This window comes from Clostridium sp. SGI.024 (assembly GCF_050315195.1).
Lineage (GTDB): Bacteria > Bacillota > Clostridia > Clostridiales > Clostridiaceae > Clostridium.
This window is the reverse complement of record NZ_JBNPON010000005.1, coordinates 19,423-36,000: the sequence shown is the minus strand read 5'-3', so window position 1 is coordinate 36,000 and position 16,578 is coordinate 19,423. Positions and strand designations below refer to the sequence as shown.

The 16,578-nt window shown below is 27.9% G+C and carries 16 protein-coding genes; 15 read left to right on the top strand and 1 reads right to left on the bottom strand.

Translation table 11 applies throughout. The annotated features are described in order from the left end of the window. Positions 1–353 precede the first annotated feature (353 nt). The 12 genes from ACQRD5_RS02820 (at position 354) to ACQRD5_RS02765 (ending at position 10,771) form a co-directional block, all read left to right on the top strand. Complete coding sequence (locus ACQRD5_RS02820) at positions 354–2,054, top strand: ABC transporter substrate-binding protein (protein WP_291625739.1); 1,701 nt, start codon at positions 354–356, stop codon at positions 2,052–2,054. Between the two features lie 59 nt (positions 2,055–2,113). After that, the gene (locus ACQRD5_RS02815) at positions 2,114–3,076 is read left to right on the top strand and encodes an ABC transporter permease (RefSeq protein ID WP_320901802.1); all 963 of its coding nucleotides are present in this window, start codon (positions 2,114–2,116) and stop codon (positions 3,074–3,076) included. 12 nt (positions 3,077–3,088) lie between these two features. Further along, the gene (gene opp4C / locus ACQRD5_RS02810; protein ID WP_291625742.1) at positions 3,089–4,015 is read left to right on the top strand and encodes an oligopeptide ABC transporter permease; all 927 of its coding nucleotides are present in this window, start codon (positions 3,089–3,091) and stop codon (positions 4,013–4,015) included. A gap of 9 nt (positions 4,016–4,024) precedes the next feature. Further along, entirely contained in the window at positions 4,025–4,996 is a 972-nt protein-coding gene (locus ACQRD5_RS02805; protein ID WP_291625789.1) for an ABC transporter ATP-binding protein, read from the top strand. A gap of 2 nt (positions 4,997–4,998) precedes the next feature. Next, positions 4,999–5,964, top strand: a complete 966-nt coding sequence (locus ACQRD5_RS02800) for an ABC transporter ATP-binding protein (RefSeq protein ID WP_308780401.1) — start codon at positions 4,999–5,001, stop codon at positions 5,962–5,964. Positions 5,965–5,978: 14 nt separating this feature from the next. Next, on the top strand, positions 5,979–6,182 hold the full coding sequence (locus ACQRD5_RS02795; protein WP_320628310.1) for a hypothetical protein: 204 nt from the start codon (positions 5,979–5,981) through the stop codon (positions 6,180–6,182). Between the two features lie 133 nt (positions 6,183–6,315). Beyond that, entirely contained in the window at positions 6,316–6,597 is a 282-nt protein-coding gene (locus ACQRD5_RS02790) for a hypothetical protein (protein ID WP_291625746.1), read from the top strand. 66 nt (positions 6,598–6,663) lie between these two features. Continuing rightward, complete coding sequence (locus tag ACQRD5_RS02785; RefSeq protein ID WP_291625747.1) at positions 6,664–7,551, top strand: LysR substrate-binding domain-containing protein; 888 nt, start codon at positions 6,664–6,666, stop codon at positions 7,549–7,551. Between the two features lie 96 nt (positions 7,552–7,647). Continuing rightward, the gene (locus ACQRD5_RS02780) at positions 7,648–8,658 is read left to right on the top strand and encodes a YeiH family protein (RefSeq protein ID WP_291625748.1); all 1,011 of its coding nucleotides are present in this window, start codon (positions 7,648–7,650) and stop codon (positions 8,656–8,658) included. A 78-nt stretch (positions 8,659–8,736) separates the two neighbouring features. Continuing rightward, entirely contained in the window at positions 8,737–9,951 is a 1,215-nt protein-coding gene (locus ACQRD5_RS02775) for an NADP-dependent isocitrate dehydrogenase (protein WP_291625749.1), read from the top strand. Positions 9,952–10,031: 80 nt separating this feature from the next. Beyond that, positions 10,032–10,193: a small, acid-soluble spore protein, alpha/beta type gene (locus tag ACQRD5_RS02770; protein WP_291625751.1), complete on the top strand. Its 162-nt coding sequence runs from the start codon at positions 10,032–10,034 to the stop codon at positions 10,191–10,193. Positions 10,194–10,375: 182 nt separating this feature from the next. Further along, positions 10,376–10,771 (top strand): RrF2 family transcriptional regulator, encoded by a 396-nt coding sequence (locus ACQRD5_RS02765; RefSeq protein ID WP_291625756.1) that lies wholly within the window; start codon positions 10,376–10,378, stop codon positions 10,769–10,771. Between the two features lie 130 nt (positions 10,772–10,901). On the opposite strand, the gene ACQRD5_RS02760 is transcribed toward ACQRD5_RS02765, so the two are convergent. Continuing rightward, positions 10,902–12,134, bottom strand: coding sequence for an aminopeptidase (locus ACQRD5_RS02760; protein ID WP_427746504.1), 1,233 nt, complete (start codon positions 12,132–12,134; stop codon positions 10,902–10,904). 177 nt (positions 12,135–12,311) lie between these two features. Here ACQRD5_RS02760 and glsA point away from each other — a divergent pair, with 177 nt between their 5' ends. The 3 genes from glsA to coaE all read left to right on the top strand — a co-directional run bounded on the left by glsA (position 12,312) and on the right by coaE (position 16,578). After that, positions 12,312–13,229 (top strand): glutaminase A, encoded by a 918-nt coding sequence (gene glsA / locus ACQRD5_RS02755; protein ID WP_291625758.1) that lies wholly within the window; start codon positions 12,312–12,314, stop codon positions 13,227–13,229. A 119-nt stretch (positions 13,230–13,348) separates the two neighbouring features. Beyond that, positions 13,349–15,961, top strand: a complete 2,613-nt coding sequence (gene polA / locus ACQRD5_RS02750) for a DNA polymerase I (protein WP_291625760.1) — start codon at positions 13,349–13,351, stop codon at positions 15,959–15,961. Positions 15,962–15,975: 14 nt separating this feature from the next. Continuing rightward, positions 15,976–16,578, top strand: coding sequence for a dephospho-CoA kinase (gene coaE, locus ACQRD5_RS02745; protein WP_291625762.1), 603 nt, complete (start codon positions 15,976–15,978; stop codon positions 16,576–16,578).

Sequence of the window (16,578 nt, the reverse complement as noted above, 5' to 3'; positions counted from 1 at the left end):
CTTAATATTACTATATGTTCAAAAAAATACAGAAAAAAATGAATAATCAGAAAAAACATATTGACATTGATTATCATATAAGGTATTATTTTTATAAATTAAACAATGAAGTTGAGCTTAAATACTTATACCTTTATGGGAGTAGTAAGAAATCTCAATTTTATTTTGTTGTGTTTAATTTGTATATTTATATATATAAATTAAACACATTATAAAGAAAAATGTTCATATAAGACGGATTTATATGGATGAGATAATTTATTAGTAATAAAGGGGGTTAATAATAGAGAAAATATTATTTTTATATTTAATATAAACAATTAATAAAGTAATAACAAAAGGGGGAAATATTAATGAAAAAGAAAATGATATCAGTATTAACATTAGCTTTAACTGGAATGTTAGTACTTGGTGGATGTAAAAAAGTAGAAACACCACCTACAACAACGGAAAATACAGAAAGTGCTGTGGAAGGATATATTAAAGCTTCTGATCCTAGTAAGAATCCAGTATCAGAAAGAAAAGATACATTAGTTATTGGTATAGATGCTCCAGAAGAGGTATTTAATCCACTATATGCAGAATCAGCATATGATGTATATGTAACTAGCACTATATTTGAAGGAATGCTAACTGCTGATGAAAATGGTATGCCTATAGAAGCTCTTGCTGAAAAATATTCAATATCAGATGATGGATTAAAATACACATTTACATTAAAAGAAGGTTTAAAATTCTCTGATGGTTCACCATTAACTACAGAGGATGTTGCTTTTACATATACAGTTGGATCAGATGCAACTTATGATGGTCCGACAGATTTTGTAAATTCAACAAAGATTAAAGGTGCTAAAGCATATAAAGAAGGAACTGCATCAACCATTGAAGGTATAAATATAGTAGATGATAAAACTATTGAGTTTACACTAGAAGAACCAAATGCAGACGCAATATATGATTTTGGTGCAGGTATTTTATCTAAAGCATATTATGGTAAAGATTATAAACAAGGTAACTTAGATTATATAAAAGGATTCCACAAGACTCCACTTGGAGCTGGACAATATAAATTAGTTAAAACTGTAGCTGGTCAAGAAGTTGATTTAGTTGCGAATGAAAACTATCATAAAGGAGAACCCAAAATACCGAATTTAATTTATAAAGTTACTTCTGAAGAAACAAGAATGCAAATGCTTCAAACTGGAGAAATTGACATGGATATGGTAACAGTTAACCAAGACAATGTTCAAGCTCTAAAGGATGCTCAATTTATAGATTTACATATATTCCCTACAAATGGATATGGATATATTGGATTTAACTTTAAAAATCCTAAATTCCAAGATCAAAAAGTAAGACAAGCATTAGCATATGGATTAAACAGAAAAGAAGTTGTTGATGCAGTTTATGCTGGTGGATTTGCAGATGTTATTAATGTCCCTCAATCAAAATTATCATGGGCATACTATAAAGGTGACAATGCTTATGAATTTAATAAAGATAAGGCTATTGAATTATTAGAAGAAGCAGGCTGGAAAGTTGGAGCTGATGGAATAAGAGAAAAAGATGGCGTTAAACTTGAAATTAAATTTACTGCAAGTAGCCCAAATCCTGTTAATGATGCATTAATTCCTGTTGCTCAAGCTAACTATAAAGAAATAGGTGTTAAGTTTGAAGCAGAACAAATGGACTTTAATGCTGTTCTAGAAAAAGTTGATAATGGAAGTGTTGAAATGTATTTTATGGCTTGGGGATTAACACCTGCAGCAGATGCTACTGGCGTATTCGGTACTGATGGAGCACAAAATAAGATTTCATATTCAAATGCTAAGGTTGATGAATTATTAGCTAAGGGACTAAGAGAAACAGATATTGAAAAGAGAAAAGAAATATATAAAGAATTATATACAGTTCTAAATGAAGATCTTCCATATATCTTCTTATATCAAAGAAGAGATATGTGGGCTGTTAACTCAAGAGTTAAGGGATTTGAAGATCAAATAACTCCTTATAAAGATTTCACTCAAAGTCTTTATAAATTAACTTTAGAATAAATTTAAATAGTGCTTGGTCTTTAAGAGGCTAAGCACTATTAATATGGAAAGGAGAAAAAATGATTACTTATATAGTTAGAAGATTTCTTCAAATGATAATAGTCTTGATTGGAGTATCTGTAATCGTATTTTTTATAATTGCAAAGGCTCCTGGAGATTATGTTAGTAGTAAAGGAAATGCAAATATGACTGAAGCAAAAAAACAAGAGCTTAGAGAAAGTATGGGTTTAGATCAACCTGTAGTAACTAGATATTTTACATGGATGAAAAACTCTGCAACTGGAAACTTTGGTGATTCATTAAAGTTTAAACAACCTGTTGTTAGTGTAATAAATACTTATGTATGGAACTCATTTTTTCTAGCTTTAGCATCTTTAATTGCTAGTATTATAATTGCCGTTCCAATAGGAGTTGTTTCAGCTACAAAACAATATTCATTTGTGGATGGATTTTTCACGGTTTTAGCATTAATTGGTATTTCACTTCCTTCTTTTTTCTTAGGACTTATGTTCATAAAACTATTAGCTTTTGATTTTAAAATTTTCCCGGTAGGTGGAATGACCACTACTGGAAGTTCTGCTACAGGAATCAAATATTTTCTTGATGTATTATATCATATGGCATTGCCATTCTTAGTACTTACAGTTACACAAGTAGGTTCACTAGTTAGGTACACAAGAACAAGTATGTTAGAAGTTATAAGACAAGATTATATAAGAACAGCAAGGGCTAAGGGATTAAAGGAATCTGTAGTTATTTACAAACATGCATTAAGGAATGCATTAATTCCAATTGTAACAATATTAGGATTATCATTGCCAGGTTTATTTACTGGAGCTATGATAACAGAAACAATATTTGCTTGGCCAGGAATTGGAAAAATAGCTTTTGATTGTTTGAATGCAAGAGATTTTCCGTTTTTAATGGCTTTTAATATGTTAGTTGCTTTACTTACTTTAGCAGGAAGCTTAATTGCTGATATTTCTTATGCATTGGTAGATCCTAGAATTAGATTGAAATAGGGGGTAATGTTTATGAGTACTAAATTAGAAAAAAATAAGCTGGAAGAAGTAGTTATAGATAAATCACAATCATTATCTCCGTGGAGATTGGTTATTAGAAGACTTAAAAAAAATAAGTTAGCAATGGTTGGACTTGGAATATTAATTTTTATGGTTTTATTTTCATTTTTAGGACCATTTTTTACTCCGTATACTTCTGATACAATGAATTTTGCTATGAAAAAACAACCTCCTAGTTCTTATTATTTATTAGGAACTGACATATTAGGTAGAGATATATTAACTAGACTTATGTATGCAGGAAGAATATCTTTGTTAGTTGGTTTTGTAGCTGTTATTATAGAAATAATTATAGGTGGAGCTTTAGGTGCTATAGCCGGATATTATGGAGGCTGGGTTGATACAATAATTATGAGGGTAGTTGATATTTTCTTATGTATACCATTTTTACCTATATTAATCATATTAGGAGCTATAATGTCAGATTTAAATATAGGAGCAGATATAAGAATATTTTATGTTATGTTAATAATTGGAGTTTTATCATGGCCAGGCATAGCTAGACTTGTTAGAGGACAAATTTTATCATTAAGGGAACAAGAATTTATGCAGGCTGCAGAGGCCTTAGGGCTTAGAGACTCAAGACAAATATTTAAGCATTTAATTCCAAATGTAATACCACAAATAATAGTATCAGCAACATTAAGCATAGGTTCTGCTATAATGACAGAATCAGCATTAAGTTATTTAGGAATGGGAGTAACGCCACCAGCTGCTTCTTGGGGAAACATGATACAATCTGTAAATAATTTTATAGATTTAATGCAAAGACCTTGGCTTTGGGTACCACCAGGAGTATGTATTTTCTTAACTGTTATGGCTATAAACTTATTAGGCGATGGTTTAAGAGATGCTCTTGATCCAAAACTAAAGAAGTAGTGGAGGGAGATTATGAAGGATTTAATAGAATTTAAGAATTTAAAAACTTATTTTTATACAGAAGCTGGTACAGTTAAGGCAGTTAATGATGTAAGTTTTAAGATTAAAAAAGGTGAAGTAGTTTGCGTTGTTGGAGAATCAGGATGTGGGAAAAGTGTTACTGCTATGAGCTTAATGAGGCTTGTTGAGTCTCCAGGCAAAATAGTTGATGGCGAGATTATTTATAATGGAAAAGATATATTAAAACTTTCAGATGATGAAATTAGAAGTATAAGAGGAAATGAAATATCAATGATATTTCAAGAACCTATGACTTCTTTAAACCCAGTATTTACTGTTGGTAAACAAATAATGGAATCAGTAATGCTACATAGAAAGGTTAATAAAGAAGAAGCAAAAAAAGTAGCTATTGAAATGATATCTTTAGTAGGAATATCTGATGCTGAAAAAGTTGTTGATAGATATCCTCATGAGCTAAGTGGAGGAATGAGACAAAGAATAATGATAGCTATGGCTTTAAGTTGTAATCCGAAATTATTGTTAGCAGATGAGCCAACAACTGCATTAGATGTTACAATTCAAGCTCAAATTTTAGACTTAATGAGAGACATAAAAGAAAAAATGGATACAGCAATATTATTGATAACTCATGATTTAGGTGTTGTTGCTGAAATGGCTGATTATGTTGTTGTAATGTATGCTGGAAAAGTTATAGAAGAAGGACCTGTAAATGCTATATTTAGTAATCCAAGTCATCCATATACAGTTGGTCTATTAAAATCAAAACCTATATTAAATCAGTATCAAGATAGACTTTATTCAATTCCTGGACAAGTTCCGAGTCCTATAGGGATGCCTGAAAATTGTTATTTTAGTGAACGATGTGAATTTTGTTTTGATAAATGTAAATCAGGTCAACCTGCGTTAAAACTTATAGAAGATGGCCATAAAGTAGCATGTTTTAAATATGAGGGGGAATAAGAATGAATGAAGAAATTTTAAGAGTTGAATCTTTAAAGAAATATTTCCCTATTAAGGGTGGAATAATGCAAAAAACAATTGGTAATGTTAAGGCTGTTGATGGTGTAAGCTTTTCTATTAAAAAAGGAGAAACTCTAGGAATTGTAGGAGAATCGGGTTGTGGAAAAAGTACAACAGGAAGAGTAATACTAAGACTTTTGGATAAAACTGCAGGAAATGTATTCTATAAGGGACAGGATATACATGCTTTAAAGAAAAATGACTTGAGAAAATTAAGGACAGATATGCAAATTGTCTTTCAAGATCCATATTCATCATTAAATCCTAGAATGCCAGTTGGTGAATCAATTGGAGAAGCACTTATTCATCATGGGATTGTTTCTAAAAAAGATATTAGAGATGTTGTACTTGAAACTATGAAGATATGTGGTTTGGCTGAATATCAAATAGATAGATATCCACATGAATTTTCAGGTGGACAAAGACAAAGAATTGGTATTGCAAGAGCATTAGCATTAAATCCATCTTTTATGGTTTTAGATGAACCAGTATCAGCTTTAGATGTGTCTATTCAAGCTCAAATTATAAATCTTTTATCTGATTTACAAGAAAAGAAGGACTTAACTTATATGTTTATTTCTCATGACTTAGGAGTTGTTGAACATTTAAGTACATCAGTTGGAGTAATGTATCTTGGAAATCTAGTTGAAAAGGCGCCGAAAGAAGAAATATATAAGAATCCATTACATCCATATACAAAAGCATTATTTTCTGCTATACCTATACCAAATCCAACAGTTAAGAGGAATAGAATAATACTTACAGGTGATATACCAAGTCCTTCAAATCCACCAAAGGGATGTAAATTCCATACAAGATGTCCATATGCAGAAAAAAGATGCATGGAAATAGAACCAGAATATAAAAATGTTGGTGGAGAACATTTTGTAGCTTGTCATTTAGTGTAAATGAAGGAGAAAGAATGTTTAGACTTAATAATAAAAAAGAAAATATAAATAAAGTAGTAAGACAAAATAAAGAGAATGAATTTAATGAAAAACCTAGGTTTAAAGATTTAGTTTCCATAATGATTTCTCAATATCTTGTTATACTACCAGTTGTATTTGTTACTATGATAGTATTGATGTTGATTGCTAAATTACTATTATTTATATGGGGAAATTAAAAATGAAATAAATAGTATCTATAACCTTTTAAAGAAATATTATATATCTCTTGTTGAAATAATAATTTGCCTATGGTATAATAACTCCAAGGTGGAGAAAAATAATATTATTAAAATAAAGAGGTAAATTAAAATGAATGATAAAATTAAAACGTGGTTATATATTGTTGGCTCTATATTAGTAATTGGTATAGTGGGATATTTAGCAATTAGTCTTTTAGTTTATTTAATTCCAGTTTTAGTAGTAATTTATATAATTTTTAAAGTTAAAGGTTATATAGATAGAAGGAAAAGTACTAACTCCAATAGTAAGTATACTAATGAATATAAATCAAACTATGATAGTAAAATAAGTGATATTGATAATACTATTGGAGAAGTTATTGATGTTGAATATGAAGATGTAAATAAATAAATTAAATAAATTTAGTAAAAACTCAGCCTTTGCTGAGTTTTTACTATATAAAGAGGTAAACAAAACATGAATTTTCGAAAGCTTAAGATATTTTATGAAACTGCTAAGTATTTAAATATGACAAAGGTTGCAAAAGAAATGTATATTAGCCAGCCTTCAATAAGTCAAAGTATAAATGAATTAGAATTAGAATTAGAAGTAAAATTATTTGATAGAATAGGGAAAAAATTATACTTAACTCATGAGGGAGAAGCTTTTTTAAATTATACTAGAAGAATATTAAATTTATATGATGAAAGTGTAAAAACTATTAGAGATATAAATTTAAATGAAAAAGGAAAATTAACAATAGGTGCAAGCACAACCATAGGTATATACATACTACCAGAAATAATAAAGGAATTTTCAAGCAAATTTAAGGATATAGAAATATCATTAATTATTGAAAATACAAAACATATTGAACAGTTAATATTAGAAAATAAAGTTGATTTCGCCTTTGTTGAAGGGGAGATTAATTCTGAAGAAATATCAAAAGAAGTTATATGGAAGGATGAATTAGTATTTATTTGTGGAGAAAAAAATAGCCTAAAGAAATATAAAGAAATTCAAGGAAAAGAAATTGAAAAGCAAAAATTAATTATGAGAGAAGTTGGAAGTGGAACAAGAGAACACACAGAGCAATTTCTTAAGAGAAATAAAATAAAGTTTAATACTTTTCTAGAATTAGGAAGCACTGAAGCAATTAAGAAAACTGTAGAAGCAAACTTAGGTATAGGATGTCTTTCATATACTGTAGTAAAAGATAAAGTTAAAAGTAAAGAGCTTTATATGTTTAGGTTAAATGAAGGTAGGATAGAAAGGGATTTATTTTTAATTTTACATAGTGATAAATTTGTTTCAAATAATATGAAGGCCTTTATTGAATATTCAAAGAAATATATAAGTAAATAGTTATTATAATTATAATATAATAATATTTTTCTTTTAAGCAAATAATATATATAATAATTTTCAGGTAAATAATTGATAAATAAAGAGGTGTTTAGTTTGAATAAAATAAGGAATGTTTTACCTGGTATAATTGTTTGTATTATTATTGGAATAGTAGCTGAAGTACTAGGAAATAATTTTTCAACAGTTGGTGCTGCAAGTTTTGCAATATTTATAGGAATATTTCTTGGAAATACTTTCTTTAAAGAAAAAAAGTATGATAAAGGAACTAAATTTGCAGAAAAGGATCTTTTAAACTACTCAATAGTTTTAATGGGAGCAAATATAAATTTAAGTGAAATATTATCACTAGGATTTAGTGGTCTTATTTTTATTATTTTACAAATGACATTAACGCTATTATTAGCTTATTGGGTGGGAAGAAAGTTAAGTTTCAATAAAGAATATTGTTTGCTTATGGCTTCTGGAAATGCAGTTTGTGGATCTTCTGCCATAGGAGCTACTGCACCTGTAATAAAGGCAAAAGACTCTGATAAAGTTATTTCTATAACTATAGTAAATGTTGTTGGAACAATACTTATGATTTTATTGCCAACAATTACATTAGTATTATATAATCATGAAACTTTACAAACATCTGCAATGATGGGAGGAGTCCTTCAATCTGTAGGTCAAGTAATAGGATCAGCAAAATTTGTTTCTGATGATGTAGTGAAGTTAGCTACTGTTTTTAAAATAATAAGAATAATAATGCTTGTGGCAGTAGTTTTAGTATATGAAAAAATATATTTAAATAGTACTAAAGAAATAAAAGAAAGTGATAATAAAATTAAAGTTAATAAAAAAAGAAAAATAAATATTCCATGGTTTATAACTGGATTCTTTATTATTTGTGTATTATATACAGTTGGATTAATTCCACAACCAATTTCAAAAGGATTTAAGTGGATTAGTGGGAATTTTGAAATAATAGCTCTTGCTGGTATTGGAATGAGAGTTAAAATTTCAGATTTGGTAAAAGAAGGACCTAAAGCTATGGCTTATGGTGGAATAGTTGGAGTTGCTCAGATTACTTTTGCAATAATTCTTATTAGTATATTCTTTTAGAATGTAAAAGATAATTGTAAAAGACTATCTTATAAGGTATAATTTATTTAACAAAAAAGTTAAATAAGGGGGCTAATAATGGAAAAGATTAAAATGATAAATCCATTAGTTGAAATGGATGGAGATGAAATGACAAGAATCTTATGGGGCATTATAAAAGAGGAATTGTTATATCCATTTATTGATTTAAAAACTGAGTACTTTGATTTGGGATTAGAGTATAGAAACGAAACCAATGATGAAGTTACTATTTTAGCTGCAGAAGCTATAAAGAAATATGGAGTAGGAGTGAAATGTGCAACTATTACTCCAAATTCTGCTAGAATGAAAGAATATAATTTAAAAGAAATGTGGAAAAGTCCAAATGGAACTATAAGATCTATTTTAGATGGTACAGTTTTTAGAGCACCTATTATAGTTGACTCTATTAAACCTTATGTTAGAACGTGGGAAAAGCCAATAACAATAGCAAGACATGCTTATGGAGATGTTTATAAGGATGTAGAAATGAAAATTGAAGGCAAAGGAAAAGCAGAACTTGTATTTACAAATGAAGATGGTGAAGAAAAGAGAGAATTAATTCATAACTTCAATGGAGATGGAGTAGTTTTAGGAATGCATAACTTAAATAAATCTATTGAAAGCTTTGCAAGAAGTTGTTTTAATTTTGCATTAGATACTAAACAAGATTTATGGTTTGCAACAAAGGATACTATTTCAAAAAAATATGATCACACTTTTAAAGATATTTTCCAAGAAATATTTGATAAAGAATATAAAGAGAAGTTTGAAGAGCTTAATATAGAATATTTCTATACATTAATAGATGATGCTATAGCCAGAGTTATAAAATCAAAGGGTGGTTACATATGGGCTTGCAAAAATTACGATGGTGATGTAATGAGTGATATGGTAGCTACTGCTTTTGGATCTTTAGCTATGATGACTTCAGTTTTAGTTTCCCCAGAAGGTTATTATGAATACGAAGCTGCTCATGGAACAGTTCAAAGACATTATTATAATCATTTAGAAGGCAAAGAAACCTCAACTAATTCTATTGCAACTATATTTGCATGGTCAGGAGCTTTGAGAAAAAGAGGAGAACTTGATAATAATAGTGAGTTAATTGAATTTGCAAATAATTTAGAAAAGGCTTCTATAAAAACAATTAATGAAGGAGTTATGACTAAAGATTTAGCTTTATTATCTGAATTAGATAATATTAAGGTAAGTAATTCAGCTGAATTTATAAAAGAAATAAGAAATAGATTAGAAAAAATCTATAATATCTAATGGAAGAGCTGTAACAATAGTAACTTTTTCCTAGAATAAAAAATACCTTATCAATTAAAACTATAATTGGAGGTGTTTTTATGTCTCATAAAAATAATAAAAATTCAAAGAAAAATAAGAAAGCTGGACAAAAGACAAAAGCAGAATTAAAAAAGATGAAAGTAGAAACAGCTGATGAAGTTGGTTATTCAAAGGAATCTAGGAAATTAGGAAAAAATAATCCAAGAAGTGAAGACAATTAATTATAAAGTTAAGAGTCAAAAATTTAATATTTAGTTAATGAATAACCTCCTTGAAAAAATTATATTAATAATGTTTTCGGGAGGTTTTATTTTATAAGTAGAAAGTCCAAAAAACAATTGAATGAATTTAAATTGCCTATAACTTAAGAATTATCTATATTGTGATAATGGGGGAATATTATATGTATTTATCTAAGTTTACTTATTATTCATTTAGAGTTTTAATTTGTTTAGCAAAGAATAGAAATAAATTTTTTAGAGTAGAAGATTTATCCAATGAATTAGAAATACCTATTAGTCATTTAAGAAAGGTAGTCTGGAAACTGGCGAAAAGTGGAGTGATTCTATCCACGAAGGGAAGATATGGTGGGATTATCCTTAACATAGAGCCAGAAGATATAAATATATATGATATAGTTAAAATAACAGAAAAAAACTTAAGTATATTTGAGTGTTTTGATAAAGATGAGGTATGCCAGTATATGATATCTGAGTGTAAGATAAAAAGAATAATGAATAATGCACAAAATAAGTTTATTAATGAGTTTTCAAAATATACATTAGAAGATTTAATATAAATTAATATATTGTAGATTCATATAAATAAAAACATTATAAGAAAATATATAAGAAACTACCATAGGAGTTTCTTATATATTTTTACATTTTTATTACTCAATTTAGGGCTTATAGTAGTTTTTTAGTTAATTAGAATGCCCAATTACCCTTAGTAAATATCTTCATTTCCTTATTATCTGAAGTAATACCTGTAATATCTAAATCTTTTGTACCTATCATAAAGTCAACATGAATAATTGAGTCATTAGCTCCTTTATTAATTAACTCTTCAGTAGTTAAATTATCACCATTAACTATACATGTTGGATATGCTTTACCAAAAGCTAAATGACAAGCTGCATTTTCATCAAATAAAGTATTATAGAAAATTATATTTGAATTAGATATAGGAGAGTCAAAAGGTACTAAAGCAACTTCACCTAGATACTTTGAACCTTCATCACTTTCTAATAATTCTTTTAAGGTATCATAGCCTTCTTCAGCTTTATAATCAACTACTTTACCATCTTTAAAAGTTAATGAGAAATTATTAATTAAATTACCACTATAACTTAATGGCTTAGAGGATGTAACAGTACCATTAACACCATTCTTTTTAGGTAATGTAAATACTTCTTCAGTAGGCATATTAGCGTTAAACTCTATTCCAGAATTGCATTTTTCAGAACCACCAAGCCATATGTGATCTTCTGGAAGTTCAATAGTTAAATCTGTTCCTTGTGAGTTTGTATAATGTAATTTTTTAAACTTATATTTGTTTAGGAATTCTAATTTTTTTGCTATGTTATTATTATGTTCTTCCCATGCTTTTATTGGATCATCATTATTTAATCTTACAACATCAAAGATTACGTTCCATAATTTATCTACAGCTTCTTTAGAATTTGAATCTTTAAAAACTTTTAGTGCCCAAGCTTCTGTTGGAACTGAAACAACAGTCCAACGAATTTTATTTGACATTGAATAATCATAGTAATCTTTTAAAGCTAATTGTCTGCTTTTTTGGAAAGCTGATATTTTTTCCATTGGAATTCCTTTATAAGCATCAGGATCTGATGCAGAAACTGAAATTACGCAACAGCCTTCTCTTACATAAGAGTTGTAAGATTCAGCTACCCAATTAGGTACTTCTTTTAATGTATCAATAGATGCATTTTCTAATTTAAGTCTTTGAAGACTTTGATCTCCATAGTGAACAACAACTTCTTTTGCTCCTTCTTCATATCCAACCTTAGCAATAGCTCTTGCAAAATCTACACATTCAATAGGTGCATTTACTAATAAAACTTGATTCTTTTGCAAGTTAACACCTTTTTTTACAGCTAGTTTAGCGTATTTTTCTAACATTTTTGTCATATCCATCGAAATCACCTCATATTATATTATATTATTTATTAGTATTTTTTATATATTTATTCTTACATAATATAGTAAATTAGTCTAGTTAAAATAAATAAGTATAAATTTTCTTGTGTATCATAATAATTATTAATATAATATATATTGCTATAAACGAAAGATAATAAGAGGTGAAATTTAATGTTTAGTTTATTAAATACACTAGTAGAAAAGAATAGAGTATATGGAAAAGAAGGGAATGTTGCATCATATATACCAGCATTGTCAAAGGCAAATGCAGATGACCTTGGAATATATGTTGTAGATTCAAAAGGTAAAGAATATTATTCAGGAGACTATGATAAAAAGTTTACTATGCAAAGTATTTCTAAAATAGTTTCTTTAATTTTGGCTATAAGAGATAATGGAAGATATAATGTATTTAAAAAGGTTGATGTGGAGCCAACTGGAATGGGCTTTAATTCTATAGTTAATTTAGAAGCTAGTGATAGTGGAAAGCCATATAATCCAATGATTAATGCAGGTGCAATAGTTACAACCTCATTAATAGATGGTAGAAATGTAGAAGAAAAATTAGAAAAAATACTTGATTTTATGAGGACAGTAACTAATAACAAATATATAGATGTAAACGAAGAAGTATATTTATCTGAAAAAGAAACTGGAAATAGGAATAGAGCTTTAGCATATTTTATGAAAAGTACAGGAGTTTTAGAAGGAAATGTGGAAGAAATTCTAGAATTATATTTTAAGCAATGTTCTATAGAATTAACAGCTAAGGACTTAGCTAGATTTGGTGCTGTATTAGCAAATGATGGAGTAATTCCTTGGACAAATGAAAAAATAATACCGAAGGAAGTTTGTAGAATAGTAAAAACTATAATGGTTACTTGTGGAATGTATGATGCATCAGGTGAATTTGCTGTAAATGTAGGTATTCCAGCAAAATCAGGAGTAGGTGGCGGCATAATTGCAACTGTTCCAAGAAAGTTTGGAATTGGGATTTACGGACCATCATTAGATGAAAAAGGAAATAGTATTGCAGGACTTAAATTAATTAAAGACTTTTCTAATGAATTGGATTTAAGTATTTTCTAAATTCATATATTAATTAAAATGTAATGATTTATTTTCTTAATAATAGTATAATCTTAATAATAGTATAATTTATATAAAAAATAGCTTTAAGGAAATAATTCCTTAATTTGGAGGAAAAAATGGAGAGATTATTGATTTTAGATTCAAATTCCCTTTTAAATAGAGCATTTTATGCAATTCCGGAGCTTACAACTTCTGAAGGAATTCACACAAATGCAGTTTATGGCTTTGTGAATATGCTATTTAAAATGAGAGATGAATTAAAGCCAAACTATATAGTAGCAGCTTTTGATAAGAAAGGCCCTACTTTTAGACATAAAGAATATCAAGAATATAAAGCTGGTAGGAAGAAAATGCCACCGGAACTTGCTGAACAATTTCCAATAATAAAAGAAATTTTAAATTTATTATCAATAACTATATATGAATTAGATGGGTTTGAAGCTGATGATATTATTGGATCTTTAGCTAAGCATGCAGAAAAAAATAATATAGAAGTATTTATAGTTACTGGAGATAGAGATGCTCTTCAATTGGCTTCAGATAATATAAATGTAGTTATAACTAAAAAAGGCGTTTCAGAAACAGCTACATATAACCATAATAGCTTTATTGAAGAATTTGGAGTAACCCCAACTCAATTTATAGATGTAAAAGGTCTTATGGGAGATAAGTCAGATAATATTCCTGGTGTTCCTGGAATTGGAGAAAAAACTGCCTATAAATTAATCCAAACTTATGGTTCTATAGAGGAAGTATTAAACAATATAGATAGTATTAGTGGTAAAAAGTTAAAAGATAATTTAGAGACATATAAGGAACAAGCAATTTTTAGCAAAAAGCTAGCAACTATAATGACTGAAGTTCCAATAGAGTTTGATTTAGATGATATAAAAAGTCAAGAATCCTTTAATAAAGATGGACTTAAAAAGATGTTTTTTAAATTACAAATGAGAACATTATTAGATAAGTTTTTCAATGGAGAAGAAGAGGATGATAAGGAAAATGAAGAAATAAATATTAAATATATAGATAATTCAAATTCATTTTCACAACTTTCTAATGAATTAGAAGATACTATATATATTTCTTTCGAAGTTAATAATAGTGAAAAGTATTCTGAAATATCATTAAATAACCTTTATATTTCATGTAATAAAGAAAATTATTTTATTAAGTTTAGTGAAATTAGTAGTGGTGATGAGAATTCTGCTAATCTAGCATTAAAGAATATAATGGAGAATAATAAATTAAAGAAAGTTATTCATGAAGGGAAGCCTTTAATTACTATATTGAACAAATTAGGAATATCAATTGCAGGTTTTGAATTTGATACTTCAATAGCAGCATATTTAATAAATTCTGCAAGAAACTCTTATGATCTTCTATCTTTAGTAAATGAATATTTGGGGGAAGATGTTAAGGGAAATGAAGATGATATTAAGTGCAAGGTAAATAGTAAGTTAGAAGACATTTATAATATACTTAATGAAAAAATCAAAGAAGAAAATATGGAAGAATTATATTATAAAGTAGAGCATCCTTTAATTTTTGTTTTATCTTCAATGGAATCCTTAGGTTTTAATGTTAATAAAGAAATGTTAGATGATTTAGAAGTAAAATTTAAAGAAGAGATTAGAAGAACAGAAAAAGAAATATTTAAGCTAGCTGAAGAAGAATTTAATATAAATTCGCCAAAACAGTTAGGTAAAATTCTTTTTGAAAAACTTGATTTACCTGTTATAAAGAAAACTAAAACAGGATATTCAACTAATGCAGAAGTTTTAGAGAAGCTTCAAGATAAGCATGAAATAATACCTAAAATAACTTATTATAGACAAATAACAAAACTTAATTCAACTTATGTTGAAGGCTTAAAAAATGTTATTGATGTTGATGGAAAGATACATTCAACTTTTAATCAAACTGTAACAACTACAGGAAGACTATCTAGCACAGAGCCTAACCTTCAAAATATTCCTATAAAATATGAAATGGGAAGAGAAATTAGAAAAGTATTTATACCTGATGACCAAGGAGATATATTATTATCCTGTGACTATTCACAAATTGAGCTTAGAGTACTAGCACAGATGTCACAAGATGAAAAAATGATTGATGCTTTTAAACATCATAGTGATATTCATAGGAAAACAGCTTCGGAAGTATTTAAGGTTCCAATAGAAGAAGTAACACCATTAATGAGAAGTAGAGCAAAAGCTGTTAACTTTGGAATAGTATATGGTATTAGTGATTTTAGTTTATCTCAAGATTTACACATAACTAAGAAGGAAGCTTCAGAATATATGGAAATATATTTCGATAGATATCCTAATATAAAAGGTTATTTAGATAGTTTAATTGAAGAAGCAAAGGAAAAAGGCTTTGTTATAACTATATTAAATAGAAGAAGATTTATTCCAGAAATAAAATCTTCTAATAGGATAGTTAAAGCCTTAGGAGAAAGATTAGCCATGAATGCCCCTATTCAAGGAAGTGCTGCTGATATAATTAAATTAGCGATGGTTAATGTATATAATAAGCTAAATGAACTTCAGTTAAAGAGTAAGATAATATTACAAGTTCATGATGAGCTTATATTAAATGTTAAGCAAGATGAATTAGAACAAGTTAAAACTTTAGTAAAAGATGAAATGGAAAATGTACTTAAGATGGATGTACCTTTAGAGGTAGATATTAATATTGGTAATACATGGTATGAAGCAAAATAGGGAGGCCTAACATAATGATAAAGATAGGGTTAACTGGAGGAATTGGTTCTGGAAAGAGTACTGTTTCAAAAATGCTAATAGATAAAGGCTTTAAAGTTATCGATGCAGATAATATAGCAAAAGAAGTTTTAGTAAAATATCCAGAAATAATAGATAAGATTAAAATAGAATTTGGAACAGGATTTTTTGATTGGAGAGGTGAATTTAGAAGAAGGGAATTTGGAAATCATATTTTTAGATTCCCAAAACAAAGGAAAAAATATGAAGAGATTATAATGCCTTATATAAAAAATGAGATTTTTAATGAAATTGAAAATTATGAAAAGGCAGGAGAAAGTATAGTAATACTTGATGCTCCAACTTTAATAGAAAATGATCTTCATAAATTTATGGATTATATAATAGTTGTTTGGGTTGATAATAATACTCAAATTGTTAGATTAAAAAATAGAGATAGGTTATCAAGAGAAGAAGCAATAAATAGAATGAACGCTCAATTATCTTTAGATAAAAAAAGAGATTATGCTCATATAATTATTGATAATAATGGAGATTTAATAAAAACAAAGGAGCAAGTAGATGAGGTAATGGGTTTTCTAAAGGTAATTAATAAGTAA

What these genes read in the sequence shown, in the direction of transcription:
- ACQRD5_RS02820 (WP_291625739.1), top strand. Translation starts at nt 354, where the DNA reads ATGAAAAAGAAAATGATATCAGTATTAACATTAGCTTTAACTGGAATG.
- ACQRD5_RS02775 (WP_291625749.1), top strand. Translation starts at nt 8,737, where the DNA reads ATGGAAAAGATTAAAATGATAAATCCATTAGTTGAAATGGATGGAGAT.
- coaE (WP_291625762.1), top strand. Translation starts at nt 15,976, where the DNA reads ATGATAAAGATAGGGTTAACTGGAGGAATTGGTTCTGGAAAGAGTACT.
- ACQRD5_RS02815 (WP_320901802.1), top strand. Translation starts at nt 2,114, where the DNA reads ATGATTACTTATATAGTTAGAAGATTTCTTCAAATGATAATAGTCTTG.
- ACQRD5_RS02790 (WP_291625746.1), top strand. Translation starts at nt 6,316, where the DNA reads ATGAATGATAAAATTAAAACGTGGTTATATATTGTTGGCTCTATATTA.
- ACQRD5_RS02765 (WP_291625756.1), top strand. Translation starts at nt 10,376, where the DNA reads ATGTATTTATCTAAGTTTACTTATTATTCATTTAGAGTTTTAATTTGT.
- ACQRD5_RS02795 (WP_320628310.1), top strand. Translation starts at nt 5,979, where the DNA reads ATGTTTAGACTTAATAATAAAAAAGAAAATATAAATAAAGTAGTAAGA.
- glsA (WP_291625758.1), top strand. Translation starts at nt 12,312, where the DNA reads ATGTTTAGTTTATTAAATACACTAGTAGAAAAGAATAGAGTATATGGA.
- ACQRD5_RS02760 (WP_427746504.1), bottom strand. Translation starts at nt 12,134, where the DNA reads ATGGATATGACAAAAATGTTAGAAAAATACGCTAAACTAGCTGTAAAA.
- ACQRD5_RS02770 (WP_291625751.1), top strand. Translation starts at nt 10,032, where the DNA reads ATGTCTCATAAAAATAATAAAAATTCAAAGAAAAATAAGAAAGCTGGA.
- ACQRD5_RS02800 (WP_308780401.1), top strand. Translation starts at nt 4,999, where the DNA reads ATGAATGAAGAAATTTTAAGAGTTGAATCTTTAAAGAAATATTTCCCT.
- polA (WP_291625760.1), top strand. Translation starts at nt 13,349, where the DNA reads ATGGAGAGATTATTGATTTTAGATTCAAATTCCCTTTTAAATAGAGCA.
- opp4C (WP_291625742.1), top strand. Translation starts at nt 3,089, where the DNA reads ATGAGTACTAAATTAGAAAAAAATAAGCTGGAAGAAGTAGTTATAGAT.
- ACQRD5_RS02785 (WP_291625747.1), top strand. Translation starts at nt 6,664, where the DNA reads ATGAATTTTCGAAAGCTTAAGATATTTTATGAAACTGCTAAGTATTTA.